This window comes from Coleofasciculus sp. F4-SAH-05 (genome assembly GCF_040222985.1).
Taxonomy (GTDB): Bacteria; Cyanobacteriota; Cyanobacteriia; order Cyanobacteriales; family Coleofasciculaceae; genus Coleofasciculus; species Coleofasciculus chthonoplastes.
Genome location: NZ_JAVKBY010000065.1, coordinates 15,918 through 29,852, shown reverse-complemented (window position 1 = coordinate 29,852; position 13,935 = coordinate 15,918). Strand labels below are relative to the sequence as shown.

Genomic DNA, 13,935 nt, shown 5'->3' with positions numbered 1-13,935 from the left:
CAGACTATCGTTAACACTTGCTTTTCCATTCCATAATTATATCACTGCAATGAGTAATGATGTCGATGCATCCTGACCGCAATTCCTCTCACCGCCAAATCAAAGATTATGGCGGGAGCCTCCTTGCGGTTGAAGGTGAATTATGAAGTAATTGCTCTTCCTCAACCAACAAAATCCCCCGTTAACAGACGGGGGATTCGCTATAAATGGGTGTTACCCGGTCAACGATTAAGCCTTTACAGTTTGCTTAGTAACAGCCGCTAACTCGCCCTTAGCATACTTAGCCGCAAATTCATCCAATGTCATTTGCTTAATCTTGCTAGCATTACCCGCCGTACCGAATTGCTGATAACGATCTGAGCAAACCTGCTTCATGTACTTAATAGAAGGCTTCATGAAATGGCGCGGGTCGAAGTTTTTAGGATCTTTGGCAGCCGCTTCGCGAATCGCGGCGGTGATTGCCAAACGATTGTCGGTATCAATGTTAACCTTACGCACACCGCTCTTAATGCCCTTTTGAATCTCTTCTACAGGCACACCGTAAGTTTCTGGAATTGCACCACCATATTGGTTGATCATATCCAGCCACTCTTGGGGTACAGAGGAAGAACCGTGCATCACCAAATGGGTATTAGGTAGACGGGTATGAATTTCCTCAATCCGGCTAATGGCAAGGATTTCACCCGTGGGCTTACGAGTAAACTTGTAAGCACCGTGGCTTGTGCCAATCGCTACGGCTAAAGCATCAACTTGAGTGCGCTCAACAAACTCAACCGCTTGATCCGGGTCAGTCAACAATTGTTCGCGGGACAGCTTACCTTCTGCACCGTGACCATCTTCCTTGTCACCCATACCCGTTTCCAAAGAACCGAGACAACCCAGTTCCCCTTCAACGCTGACGCCGACAGAGTGAGCAACTTTTACCACTTCAGCCGTGACATTTACGTTGTACTCGAAGCTAGCTGGAGTTTTGGCATCTTCCTCCAGTGAACCGTCCATCATCACACTGGTGAAACCATTGCGGATAGCCGAGTAGCAAGTAGCTGGACCATTCCCATGGTCTTGGTGCATAGCAATGGGGATATGGGGGTAAGTTTCCACTGCTGCCGTGATCAAGTGGCGCAGGAAGTTCTCACCTGCATATTTGCGAGCGCCGCGAGAGGCTTGTAGAATCACGGGGCTGTCAGCTTCATCAGCAGCCTGCATAATTGCCAGGATCTGCTCCATGTTGTTAACGTTATATGCTGGAATGCCATAGCCATTCTCCGCCGCATGATCTAAAAGCAGCCGCATGGGTACGAGCGCCATAAAAAAGTCCTCCTAACTTTAGGTGTTTTGTCTGCTAGTCGTTTCTAGAAACTTAATTCTTAGAATAATCTTAAGATATTTTTCAGTTTATAGGAAATTATCTTATAAAGAAAAATAAATATGACAGGATGGGTCGCCTGGGATTCGAACCCAAGACCAATCGGTTAAAAGCCGAGTGCTCTACCGCTGAGCTAGCGACCCAAAGTCATGCGCGTTTTCAAGCGCCGTTTTCTACAATAGCAGAAATCACCAAAAATGTAGAGGGTTTTTCAAAAAAAAGTGACGTTAAGTTGTACGGAAGTCTCCAAACTCTCTCCAGGAGCCAACTTGGTGAGATTCTCTCCTGTATTTAATGCGTTACGGGGAGCGCTCCAGGGTTCCAAACAGTAATAGTCTTTGGCTTTAACTGTCCAGAAAACCAGAGTTGAGTAGAGTTCATCATAGCTCAGGGTTAGTTTTAACCGTCGTTGCTGATCCGTCACCGTTGCCGACTGACCTGTGATCGGGCGAAAGGCGATATCAATTTCATCCTCACTCCAATCAAAGCCGCCTTTGAAGGGGTAAACTTGTCCGGTTAGCTGATCTTGATACTCCGCCGCCGGAATCTCAAACTGTAGTTGGGTTTTATCTGAACTCAAGAAGTACGGATGTAATCCTGTGGAAAAGGGCATAACCTCTGAAGACTGATTGGTATAGCGCTGGTGAATCGTTAAGGTATTGCCCTGAAGTTGGTACGTGAAGGTGAGTTGCCAGTCGAAGGGATAAGCAGCGCGAGTCTGGTCATTACTATTGAGGACTAGGGTTAGGCTAACCAAATCATTCGTCACTCGTTCTGTGACGTGCCAGGGCAAATCGCGGGCGAAACCATGCTGTTTGAGTTGATAGGGTTTGCCCTGATGGGTGTAGGTATTGTCGGGTAAGTTGCCACAGATGGGAAACAGAATCGGGATACCACCCCGCACACTCAAGGTTGGGTCTCGAAACCGTTCGGCATCGAAGTAGAGGATGTCCTGACCTTGAACACTCCAGTGAGAAATTAGACCGCCGCGTTCGGGAACGACTTCCAACCGAGACTTAGAGTCTTGGGCAGTGAGGATATAGGTTGAGTATTGCTCCTGTTTGAGCGCGATCGCAAACATCTGTCTGTTGATTTCCTTAATAATTGAGCGGCTGGAGTTAGCGGCACGACTAACTTTAACAAACTCTTCTCAAAAAAATGGTGCTAATTTTACAAATTCTTAACAAAAAGCCTTTAGGATAGTACATAAGCAATTCTTGTAATTTTAGGGTTCAGGGGTGCCTACAGGCGATAATTTGGTTATAGAGTGACACACATCACTCTATAATGTGTTGATAATCACACCAAGCAACTGACACTTATCAAGGTCTTTAACGCGAAGATGGTCGATAGTGTTAGGAGTACCCCCTATGATTACAAATGCTTGGTTACTATGATTCTTCGCACTCTTGTCCAATCGGCTCTTAAAACCGGCTGCCTCAGCGTTGCTTCTGAGGGGTTAATTCGCCAAATTCTGGAAATAAAAGGGTATCAAACATCAGACCTTGAGGCTTTGACTGTTCTTTATGAGGCGGTGAAGTCGGGTCAAATAGAGCGGGAGGCTCATGATACTCGCTTTCTGTCATTTCCTGATCTGCACAGGCAAAGCGCTGTAACAGGCGTGTTGTAACAGGCGTGTAAATTCCCCAGCTTCAACCGGGATCAGCATAGAGTGATCAGTAACCAAGGATTTACAGCAGGTTTGACCTCACGTTTCAGGGAAAGATTGAAAATCGGCTGGGCTCGAAGCCAATAAAGGGAGTCGTCGGTTAGCAAAAATCTGGATTTAAGCACCGCGAAACTGAATAGGGTTAGCTTACTTGTGCGACGATTCATCTCACGCCCTAGTTTTTCTATTGAGTCAGTTAAGGGAGTGAGGCTCAATTCCCCTATAAATCACCAGTTTAATGTGCTAAAATGCGACCAAAGGGTTAATTCCTTTCAAGTGTGATTTGTCAAGCAACAAAAGGCTGGCAAGTCGGCGGTGAAAGTAAACCCTTAACACAAGCCTTAACTAAAGGTGAGGGAAGGCTATAAGTTTGGCGCTGTAATCAAAGATTCAGCGCTGGGATACATAGACATTCGCCCAAGTGAATTTTACTCAGTCAATCCTGATAAAATTTACATTTTTCCGGACATGTCTAAACTTCAAACACCTACATAGTACCTATCAACCAGGATGTATAACCTGGATTAAAGTGCGCTAGTCTCAATGGCGAAATACACGGTTTTATTTTCTTTGTATGGCTCTTTACCAATGCCAATCCCTCAAATATCGGTTATTTGCTCACAGGTGAAATTGCTCTCCACCTTTACCTTGAGCCAAATTATCACCAACCAAATTATCACCAATGTTGTTGTCCCGATTCCGTTGAAGATCTCAAGGTTTTTTCTGTCTAGTGAAAAATATCCTGAATTGATGATCCAAATTCCGGTTAAATGCCAGCTAAATTTTTAAGCATTGACCGAGAAGTATAACGATAGTAGGGATATCATTGTTGACGAGGGAAAACTGAGTCACCTTATCCGAAGTTAAGTTTGGATAAAAACGGTCCCTGAATTATCCTAAAGACCGGGGCGACTTGCTCCCAGACGTATTGGAAGAGTTATCTGCTTAGGAGAAGCCAAATATGCTACACCGCAAGATTTATCAACTGTGTTGCGATGGTCGTGAGGTCTGTATTTTCTTGCGGGATCAGCAACGTTGGATTGAACGCGCTCATATTGTTGATATTGAAGGGGATTTAGTCACCATTCGCTACGAAACTGACGAAGAAGACGAAATTTGCTCCTGGGAGGAAATGGTTCGCTTAGAAAGCATCGGTTCAGTTACTCAAAAACTGGCTTCTGTGACGCGAGGAAATTTTGACCCGCTCGTGTCTGACGATTGTCCAGAAGCTGAACAAATTCACCCGCGCTTCCCTGAGTCTAATCAAGAGTAAAAAATTAGGTTTCATTGGTCATTGGTCATTTGTCCTTTGTTTACCCCCCGCTCCTCTGCTCCTCTAGAAGGGCGGGTTTAATCAAGTTATCAGTATGTAGCACGTAGCCAAATTTGATCTGTAAAACCCGCCCCTACACGGGGATATCCTCTAACTAAGTTTCTGTGGGAGGTGTGATCGATTGAACGCACCCCATCCAAATTAAAAATTCTGGATGGGGATTCTTATGCTAGGCTTTGCTTGGATCCCATAAGGTACTAAGCGTAACTGGCGTTCGCAGCGTCTGGGAGGAACTTCTGCCTGCCCAGACCCTAGTAAATTTACTATTAGTTAATACCGCGTACCAATATCTGGCGCCGATGTTGTAGGAAGCAGATAGGTCAGCGTTGTAGCGCTTCCCATTCTGGAATATAGCTTGGGAATACTTCTTGTTACTCCGCTTAATTTTCCCACTACCGTCAAAGGCGTAAGCACTGGTGTATTTAGCGTTAACTTTGCGTACCTTTCCACCCAACTCGGAGAATTTCTGAATGGTTAGCTCAACCAGTTTGTCCTTGCACCATTGGTGAAAACGCTGTTTTTGTAAAGATCCATGCTTCCCACCTTTAGCTTTCCAATTCGATAAGTCCTCGAACACAATCACGTTAACTTGATGTTCTTCAGCAAACTCAACAATCTGCCTAGAAACAGTTTGAGCAATATGTTTGTTGATATTTTTAGACTTTCGATACAAACCTTGACAGAAACCTTTAGGCAAGTCCTGGTTGATGATTTTTCGAGTTAGTTTGGACGCTCGTGCAATGCGCTGCTTACGTTGATCGCGACGGTCTATGTCTCCAGCAGGGTTAATGAACTTCCTAGCTTTTACAGTACCGTCTTTGCCAACTATTGAGCAGGTGGCTGTTGTGTTTATGCCAATGTCGATAGCACAAACATAATCTGAATCAGGTAGAGGTTGAGGGTTGATCTCAATGGGCATGGAAAGATGAATACTTCGCTTGTTGGCAATCAGAGAAGGAGACAACAGCTTTGCCCCCTTTCTGGTGTGCCGACTTTTTCCATGTTTTTTGATGGAAACACCTTGCATCCAAACCCAATCAGTACCATTCCATATTTTCAGATCAACAGAGGTGAAACTGGAATGATATTTAATTTGCTGACCTTTGTACATGGCTGGATAGCTGTTGCACATCGAGGTCAATTTGGGAGGCTTGTCGTACCGATGTTTCTGTTCTCCTCTTTTCCAGGCATCCCACCGAGTAACGAAGCTGCTGGCAATGCCTAGAGCATCTTGAATTGCAGCACGTCTTAGGTAGCTGGGAAACTTGCGAAATGAAGGATGGTTGCTGATAGCTTTGTGGAAGTACCAATAGTATTTAGGACTGAGGTTGTCTACTGTCTTGTGAATCAGCTTTTCTAAAGTATTGACTTTTTCTGAACTGTTTAATCTAGAGAGATTTTCCCAATTCCAATAGCTAATGAGTACCAACGGCTTCAGAAAAAGGCGATATTCTGCTACGGTCAAGACGGCTAATCGGTGCTGCTCTTGCGTCATAACTAATTGCCAAACATCGGTTCTGATGCTTGACTCTTTTTGCGCCTTTTTCCGTTTGGATTGCTTTTTAGCCCTTTTCTTAACCATAGCCTCGACCTGAGCCTGTATGGATATCATGTTACACTTGAACGACTTAGTTGTCAATTTGGTTGTGAAATTAGCTACATGACTACAACAAGACTCAAGACTCGCTCCAATTCAGCGTTTCGGCTGATTTATCATCTCGTGCTTGTCACTAAGTTCAGAAACAAAAGCCTGACCAGCGAAATGATTGACAGGCTCAACGAGATATTTAGAGAGACATTACATAAATGGGATTGCGGGTTGGTGGAATTTAATGGAGAAAGCGACCATATTCACATTTTGTTTGAGGCCATCCCTAGTATTGAACTTTCCCGGCTGGTTAACAACCTGAAGACTGTTTCCTCTCGACTGATGAGGAAAGAGTATGAACAGCATCTGAAGCAGTTCTACTGGTCACCAAAACCTATGTTTTGGGCTAGTAGCTACGCTTTAATTACAGTAGGAACCGGGGCAACCCTAGATAAACTAATTGAGTACGTGAAAAACCAGGAAAAACCAGACTAAGGATGCTGCCGCTTATTGTCTTCGTTTCGCTAACCCCATCTAAATCAAAGATTCTAGATGGGGACTGCGCTCAACTATTTCGTTCAAAAACTGGACAATATCCCTCTGGTGTAACTTTAAACGAGTAGAGGGGAGAGGCAGAATTCCAGCAGCGCTGACCCCGTTGATGGCGACAGTTGGCACAACACTCAATATTAGCAGGCATCTTCACCGAACTGCTCTGATTAAGCAGTTCACGTTGGGACAAGCCGCGTAAGACCAGCTCCTCTCCCTGCCAACGAGCTTCCACTAAACCTGTATCCGCAAAATCTTGCCAGCGCGGGTCAGCCGCAATTGCCTCTGGTAAGGTGATAGTAACCACCGTACCCAACTCGGTTAGCTCTCCTTCGTAATTGGTTTCTGGTGGTGGTGCGGGTTGGATAAATGTTTCTCCAATTGGCAGTTCAATTAGAGTTCCTGCTGATGGGGTATGGAGATGATAGCGGTTTTGTAACTCTTCCAATCCAGCTAAATCAGCCAGGTACGTAGGAGAGCCATGAACAAAAATAATATGTTGAGGACGAAGATTATGGATTAACTGAGTGGTTCCTAAACAATCACTATGCTCAGTTAACCGATACGTTTCTACATCTGTAATGTTCAAGTCAGGGGTTGAAGGCGGATATCTCAGGCGTTCGGGTTGCAGCACTGTCCAAGATGTGGGGTTAGAATGACAGTAAACCCTCAAGTCAGCCGTTTCGTCAGTCAGAACGATGCTGGTGACCCGCGCGATCGCACTTCGTTGCTGCTCATCTAAGCGACGCACACGCGGTTTCACCCGTTCATCCCAAAACAAGGGTTGATGGCGAGCAAAGTTTTGTACCGATGGGGGGAGATGAGGTAGGAGTTCTAAGTAAGCATCACACCCCTTGGCAACTGTACCATCTACCCAAATATCCAGATTGCGTCCAGTAAACTGGTGATGACTCCGCAGTAGCATCAAGATTTCTTGACCCAAACCCAAGGTAGGTACGGGTAGCAAAATAGAACGATTTGCCGCCAATGCTTGATCAATTCGTTCGACGAGTTGATTCTCTTGTTGCCGTCGATGGGGGTGTCGCGCCGTCCCATAACTCCCTTCGATAATCAAGACATCTAGGTTTGTACCTCGTAAGGCTTCAATTGACAACCCTTCGACCAACCGCGAATTTGAGATAAAGAAGTCACCCGTATACAGGAGTCGATACGTGCGATTTGGACTTGTATAGGTTAATAAAAATGCGGCGGCTCCCGGTAGATGTCCTGCGGGAAACAATTGCACGCTTAATCCTTCTCGGAATTCAATCGGCGATCGCCAAGGAAGCGCTTGACAGAATCCGGGAATCTCCTTTGGAGGTAAATGCGTCCAGTTCAGGGGTAATAGTTGAGTTGTGACTTCACTGGCGTAAATTGGTAATTGCGGAAATGCTTGGTGTAGTGCTAGCAACCCCTGGGCATGATCGCTATGGGCGTGGCTACATAAAACCACATCCACTGGCAAATTAGCTTGAGCTTTTAGAGGCGAAATATCTTCTAACCCACAATCAATTAGGATGCGGTGGGGTCCCATTTGCACCAGCAAACAAACTCCCTCTGCACCATGACCAACACCATAAGTAAAACAGGCTAATTGATCATCCTCTGCTGAGGATGTCACTGGGCGTTGATTGCTCATGAACTTTGAGAAGACGGTTCTGCGCTTTGCCAGTTGCTTGACAACCCACTCACTTGAAGAACCATAAATACATCGACAATGCTTCTAAACCTTATTTCTCAGCATTTTTTGCCTAATCTTTTCGGTTAACTGTCTAGAAAACCTGATTCTATCAACGAGTGTATTGAAGGTATACAAGCAGACGGTATATAAGCAGCAGGCTACTGCTCAATATGATGTCATAAATATCTGGGCTAGCTTATCCCAGATTAGTGGGCTGAACCGTTGCCGTGATAGTTATCTGAATCGTAGAACCCGTTCTTAGTGCCAAAAATGAGAGAGGATACGGTAAAAAGAATGGTTAAGACCACTAAAATCAGTTTGATATCCATCTATAGTTTACTTTCTTTTATCTGAAAAACAGGATCTGAAACTCTACTGAATAGTTTTGACCGATCAGTATTTTGGTCTGTTCAGTACAGATACTCATTTTACCACGAAATTTCTGGTCAGGTTGAATCAGCTTTTCACGTACCAGCAGGGTAAGCCAGGAAAGCATGATGAACATACTTGCCCACCGTTCTGTAATTGACCTATCCGCACCTAGGAGTGACACTAAGCTGGTGACAAGATTTGAACTTGCGACCGGCTGATTACAAATCAGCTGCTCTACCACTGAGCTACACCAGCAACTTCGTTTAGCATAACAAATTATATCAGCAGTAGGGAAGGGTTTCCTCTCACCCCTACGCCCTACACCCTCTTGAACTGTCAAACCTTCAATAATACTGGTTCTGGCAATAACCGGACTAGAACCTGCTTGAGTACCATCACTGTCCAATCCACATCGGCTTCTGTGGTTTGTCGCCCCAACGTCAAGCGAATGCCCCTCAATGCCTCTGGCTCACTGTAGCCCATTGCCAATAAAATCGGACTGGGATTGAGTTTGCCACTATCACAGGCAGAACCCGCACTAATGCCAATCCCTGCCAGATTAAGCTGACGCACCATCGTCTTGCCTGTTACTCCCTCCAATTGAGATGCTGGGATATTGGTTAGGCAAAAACTGACATGATGAGGTAAGCGGTGTCGGAGCGAACCAGTGGGTTTTAAGTAAGGGATGTTGCTAAGTTGATTAAACAAGCGATCGCGTAACCGAATTAATCGAGGGGTTTCCGTTGCCAGTTCTGCTGTTGCTAATTCGGCGGCGACACCAAATCCCGCGATCGCGGGAACAGCCTGTGTCCCTGAACGCTGTTGCCTTTCTTGTCCCCCACCCCACAACAGTGGCACTAATTCAACCCCAGGACGTACATACAGCGCCCCCACTCCTTGAGGTCCATAAATCTTGTGACTTGACATTGACAGCAAATCCACCGGCAACTGTCGCACATCAATGGACAGTCGTCCCGCCACCTGTACGGCATCTGTATGGAACAGTACCCCATGATCCTGGGCAATTTGTCCCAATGCTTCAATGGGTTGTAACGTCCCCACTTCACTTTGACCATAGATGACGGATACTAATACTGTATTCGGTTGCAGGGCGTCTTCCAAGTCACGGGGATTTACCCGTCCCCCGCGATCCACAGGCAATCGTGTCACTTGCCATCCCCAGGTTTCCAACCAGCGAACAGGTTGAGCGATCGCGGAATGTTCCACGCTAGAAACCACAATATGCTGGGGTGTCCTATAATTTTTGGCAATCCCCATAATGGCTAGATTATCTGCCTCTGTGCCACCTGAGGTAAAAATCAACCCATCGGCTGGCGCATTAATTAAGCCAGCCACTTGCATTCTCGACTGTTCCACGACAGTGGCAGACCGTTGTCCCCACTCATGTAAGCTAGAGGGATTACCCCACTGCTGAGTCAATACCCCTTGCATCACCGCGATCGCTTCTGGGCGGGGGGGTGTCGTGGCGCTGTAATCGAGATAGATTTGCATAGTGTTCAGCCTTTTCCAATCGGCGAAAACTCAAAACTCAAAACCAGGTTCCCTTAAGCGAAGCGAAGGGTCAAAACTCTTTTATCCCTCTACTCACCGGGTTTATCCACATTGTAGTCTTCATGGGACAAGACAGCGTAGGGAACCAACAAACTCCCGTAATCATGACAAATCATCCGGTAGTTACGGGTAACCGGGATACTGACAATCCAGCGATTGTGGCGTAGTCGCTTACCGCCAAACTCTCGGTAGTTCTTTTGTTCTTCCAATCCGGCAATAATCACACGGGCTTTGACCACGACATGGGTGGGCAAATCCTTTAAATCAATGGGATCGTTGTCAAAAGTAGACTCCCATTCTTGCTTTTGTTGCTTTTTAGCTTCCCGTGCCTTGTTTTCTTGCTCACATCGGTGGCAGGTTTGACCATACCCCTTATGACCGCACGGAAATGTCTTTTTTCGTCTCGACATAGAACGGTGGTATGGGTTCAAACCCTAGACGTGACCATGTTGTCTTCCTGATAGTGATTTCCCCCATTTAGGTTGTGGAAAACGTGATTTAAGTTGTCCATTGTATTTTTATGTTAGTTCAATAGGGACAAATCCTTGAGCCTTATTTCCAACTGAATCAGAAAAACACCGATCAGCCGTTTTAGCCAAATGCCTCAGAGTCCCCTGTACCTTATACTTTCCTCGCTTCTCCGGCTTGTCTCAATCGATCAATTTCCATTGACAGCCTACTAGGTTTGTGTCACCGTAGATGATAAAAAATAATCAAAGCAATAAATGAATCTAATCGAGATTCAATGACACAATCATACTGGCATCAAGGTATCATCTGGCTCATTGTACTAACTCTGTCCGCTTGTCAACCTCCTCCAGTTCAAGTTCACCGTCCACCTCCCTTACCCCAAGATCCCTTTGTTCAGGTCTACTTTAACCATTCCCCCTCGACAACCTACAAGGAACCTTATCGCTTAGTGACTCGACCGGGCGATAATTTAGAGCAGATTATTGCCCAAGCGATCGCGACGGCTCAATCCACGGTCGATGTTGCTGTCCAAGAGTTACGCTTGCCGCAAATTGCTCAAGCCTTGGTCAAACGACATCAAGCAGGGGTTAGGGTCAGGGTTATCGTCGAAAATACCTACAACCGCCCTTGGAGTGAAGTCTCAGCTCAAGATATCGCTAATCTTCCGCGTCGGGAACGCGATCGCGCCCAAGAGAGTTTACGGTTAATCGACCGTAATAACGATGGCAAGCTGACTCCCACTGAAATTAATCAGCGAGATGCTCTAGTTATTTTACGAAATGCTGGCGTTCCTATCCTAGACGATACAGCCGATGGCTCTCAAGGTAGCGGCTTAATGCACCATAAGTTTGTCGTTGTGGATGGATATACGGTTATAGTGACATCCGCTAACTTTACCACCAGTGATATTCATGGCGACTTTCAAGCACCGGATAGTCGGGGTAATGCCAACAATCTCCTTAAAATTGAGAGTGTGGAATTAGCCAATTCCTTTACGGAAGAATTTAACCAGATGTGGGGAGATGGACCCGGTGGCGCACCCGACAGTCGGTTTGGTCTCAAAAAGTCACAACGCCCTGCCCAACAGGTGACACTCGGAGATACCACTCTGGTGGTAAGGTTTTCGCCTACGTCACCGACTCAACCCTGGAGTCAAAGCAGTAATGGTTTCATTGATCAAATCCTGCAAAGCGCTACCCAAACCATTGACTTGGCGTTATTTGTCTTTTCCGAACAGCGACTGGCAGATCAGTTACAAACTGCCCATGAACAGGGCGTCCAAGTTCAGGCGTTAATCGACCCCAGTTTTGCCTATCGCTACTATAGCGAAGGACTGGATTTATTAGGTGTGGCGCTGAGTAATCAATGTCGCTATGAACCCCATAATCGCCCTTGGCAAAATCCGATCGCCACAGTCGGTGTTCCCAAACTCCCATCCGGCGATCTGTTACATCATAAGTTTGGGGTGGTAGATGGAAAAATGGTAATTACAGGGTCTCATAATTGGTCAGCATCAGCCAATACTCAAAACGACGAGACACTGTTGGTGATTAATAGTCCTCTAGTCGCCGCTCATTTTGAACGTGAATTTGAACGCCTCTACACGAATGCCATACTGGGGGTTCCGGTGGCGGTGCAGAGAAAGATTCAGAACCAGCAGCAATCCTGTCCTCAGATTACTCAGGCAGATGATCCGAACGCCCCAAGTTTTAGGGGGATAGTCAACCTCAACACCGCCACCCAGGATGAACTGGAAACGCTACCCGGAATCGGACCCAAACTGGCTGAGCGAATTATTACCGCGCGATCGCAAAAGCCATTCACGTCATTAGCTGACCTTGACCGGGTTTCAGGTGTCGGACCTCATCTACTCCAGCAGTTAGATGGGCGAGTGAAGTGGTAATCCTACCAAATTATCAGGCTATGAAATATTTTCCTTTTTGTAGGGGCGGGTTTTACCGATAACGTTCTGTCGATGTCCGATAACTTAACTAAACCCGCCCTTGTGGGGAAGCAGAGAGATAATTTTGACCGGTGGGTATTTAATAACGCTGAACGACTCGCGCCATTTCCCGCTGATCCTGACGCCGCTTAATCGTCTCACGCTTGTCGTGCAATTTTTTACCCTTACACAAACCCAGACTCACTTTCACTAAGCCTCGCTTCAAATACATTTTTAACGGCACCAGCGTTAACCCCTGTTGTTCTACCTTGCCAACGAGTTTGCTGATTTCCTGCTTGTGCAGCAACAGTTTACGGGTGCGAACTGGGTCGTGATTGAAGTAGAGGCTGGTACTTTGGTACGGTGAGACATGTACGTTCAACAGCCAAGCCTCACCATTGCGAACCAGGGCGTACCCATCTCGCAAATTGACCCGACTCTCGCGAATGGACTTAACTTCTGTCCCTTTTAATTCGATGCCCGCTTCGTAAGTCTCTAAAATCTCATAGCGGAAGCGTGCTTGCCGATTATCGGCAACAACCTTGAACCCTTTACTTTGATCACTCATACTAATCACCTTAGCGTCTGATACTGGAAATTGTGGTGTTAAACAATCGCCCCAGAAAACCCTCAAAAGGTAAAGTTTTGTTAAAATGTTGACAATTTCTGGAAAAACCGTAACAATAGATACAGAACAAATGAATCGTTCATCTCTCTAGACATCAGTCAGTTAGCAATTAGCCGTGAAGGATGATTAGGGAGACGGAAGTAGGGGCAACTCCCGAAGGAACGCGCCTCATCTCACTACAGTTACATTACGAGGCGAAGACCATGAAACTTACTTATCGCGGTATCCAATACGATTACAATCCCCCTAAGGTAGAAACTGTCGAATCAAAGGCTGGTGGTAAGTACCGGGGTTGGGACTGGCGATTCCGCAACTTGAAAAATCCGCCCGTGTTACAACCACGAGTCAACTTACAATATCGCGGCGTTCGTTATCAAACACCAGGGACTGTGGCTAATAATGGTGTTGCACCAGAAAAAGTACCCACTTTAGTTTCCAGTCAAGATAAAGCTCGTTCGCGGATGAGCAATCAGCAACGAGTCCTCAAAAACCGTCAGCTTTCGATGTTTTACCGTTCAGCAACAGAAGTTGGATTGGCAACTCATTAACGAACCACTGATTGAATTCCAACTAAATTAGAACACCAGTAGAGACGTTGTGTACAGCGTCTCTACTGGTGTGGTACATCTAATTTGGTATTTGGTAGATTTGTAGGGGCGCACCGACGTGCGCCCGATTTAATGGTATAGTTTACCTCACTTTTTAGCTGTGCCACACCAGTAGGTTGTTCTGCCTTTTGCCTTCTGCTAAGCTGTCATGCATTT

12 protein-coding genes, 2 tRNA genes and 1 riboswitch are annotated in these 13,935 nt (G+C 46.0%); of the genes, 5 read left to right on the top strand and 9 right to left on the bottom strand.

What is annotated here, in order from left to right; translation table 11 throughout:
- Window positions 1–228: 228 nt before the first annotated feature.
- From fba to RIG27_RS08235, 3 genes are all read right to left on the bottom strand, one after another.
- Complete coding sequence (gene fba / locus RIG27_RS08245; RefSeq protein WP_446344119.1) at window positions 229–1,308, bottom strand: class II fructose-bisphosphate aldolase; 1,080 nt, start codon at window positions 1,306–1,308, stop codon at window positions 229–231.
- Window positions 1,309–1,437: 129 nt separating this feature from the next.
- Window positions 1,438–1,509: transfer RNA gene (locus RIG27_RS08240), tRNA-Lys, on the bottom strand.
- Window positions 1,510–1,577: 68 nt separating this feature from the next.
- Window positions 1,578–2,447: an aldose epimerase family protein gene (locus tag RIG27_RS08235; protein ID WP_446344117.1), complete on the bottom strand. Its 870-nt coding sequence runs from the start codon at window positions 2,445–2,447 to the stop codon at window positions 1,578–1,580.
- Between the two features lie 312 nt (window positions 2,448–2,759).
- On the opposite strand from RIG27_RS08235, the gene RIG27_RS08230 reads away from it, so the two are divergent.
- Window positions 2,760–2,996: a hypothetical protein gene (locus RIG27_RS08230; protein ID WP_446344115.1), complete on the top strand. Its 237-nt coding sequence runs from the start codon at window positions 2,760–2,762 to the stop codon at window positions 2,994–2,996.
- Between the two features lie 1,000 nt (window positions 2,997–3,996).
- Window positions 3,997–4,308 (top strand): DUF6679 family protein, encoded by a 312-nt coding sequence (locus RIG27_RS08225; protein ID WP_006103541.1) that lies wholly within the window; start codon window positions 3,997–3,999, stop codon window positions 4,306–4,308.
- 229 nt (window positions 4,309–4,537) lie between these two features.
- Here RIG27_RS08225 and RIG27_RS08220 read toward each other — a convergent pair whose 3' ends face one another.
- Complete coding sequence (locus tag RIG27_RS08220) at window positions 4,538–5,950, bottom strand: IS200/IS605 family accessory protein TnpB-related protein (protein WP_446344113.1); 1,413 nt, start codon at window positions 5,948–5,950, stop codon at window positions 4,538–4,540.
- Window positions 5,951–6,028: 78 nt separating this feature from the next.
- Here RIG27_RS08220 and tnpA point away from each other — a divergent pair, with 78 nt between their 5' ends.
- Complete coding sequence (gene tnpA / locus RIG27_RS08215) at window positions 6,029–6,451, top strand: IS200/IS605 family transposase (protein ID WP_446344111.1); 423 nt, start codon at window positions 6,029–6,031, stop codon at window positions 6,449–6,451.
- Window positions 6,452–6,521: 70 nt separating this feature from the next.
- Here the strand turns inward: tnpA and RIG27_RS08210 are convergent, their stop codons facing one another.
- From RIG27_RS08210 to RIG27_RS08195, 4 genes are all read right to left on the bottom strand, one after another.
- On the bottom strand, window positions 6,522–8,144 hold the full coding sequence (locus RIG27_RS08210; protein ID WP_446344109.1) for an MBL fold metallo-hydrolase: 1,623 nt from the start codon (window positions 8,142–8,144) through the stop codon (window positions 6,522–6,524).
- 597 nt (window positions 8,145–8,741) lie between these two features.
- Window positions 8,742–8,813 (bottom strand) — tRNA-Thr (locus tag RIG27_RS08205).
- Between the two features lie 81 nt (window positions 8,814–8,894).
- Window positions 8,895–10,070 carry a cysteine desulfurase family protein gene (locus RIG27_RS08200; protein ID WP_446344107.1) on the bottom strand — a complete coding sequence of 392 codons (1,176 nt, stop codon included), beginning with the start codon at window positions 10,068–10,070 and terminating at the stop codon, window positions 8,895–8,897.
- A gap of 89 nt (window positions 10,071–10,159) precedes the next feature.
- The gene (locus tag RIG27_RS08195) at window positions 10,160–10,540 is read right to left on the bottom strand and encodes a DUF7682 family zinc-binding protein (RefSeq protein WP_446344105.1); all 381 of its coding nucleotides are present in this window, start codon (window positions 10,538–10,540) and stop codon (window positions 10,160–10,162) included.
- A 335-nt stretch (window positions 10,541–10,875) separates the two neighbouring features.
- On the opposite strand from RIG27_RS08195, the gene RIG27_RS08190 reads away from it, so the two are divergent.
- Window positions 10,876–12,504, top strand: coding sequence for a phospholipase D-like domain-containing protein (locus RIG27_RS08190; RefSeq protein WP_446344103.1), 1,629 nt, complete (start codon window positions 10,876–10,878; stop codon window positions 12,502–12,504).
- 139 nt (window positions 12,505–12,643) lie between these two features.
- Here the strand turns inward: RIG27_RS08190 and smpB are convergent, their stop codons facing one another.
- Window positions 12,644–13,111, bottom strand: a complete 468-nt coding sequence (gene smpB / locus RIG27_RS08185) for an SsrA-binding protein SmpB (protein WP_446344101.1) — start codon at window positions 13,109–13,111, stop codon at window positions 12,644–12,646.
- Between the two features lie 134 nt (window positions 13,112–13,245).
- Window positions 13,246–13,339: riboswitch (Glutamine riboswitch) on the top strand.
- Between the two features lie 35 nt (window positions 13,340–13,374).
- On the opposite strand from smpB, the gene RIG27_RS08180 reads away from it, so the two are divergent.
- Entirely contained in the window at window positions 13,375–13,719 is a 345-nt protein-coding gene (locus tag RIG27_RS08180; protein ID WP_446344099.1) for a DUF4278 domain-containing protein, read from the top strand.
- Window positions 13,720–13,935: the final 216 nt, after the last annotated feature.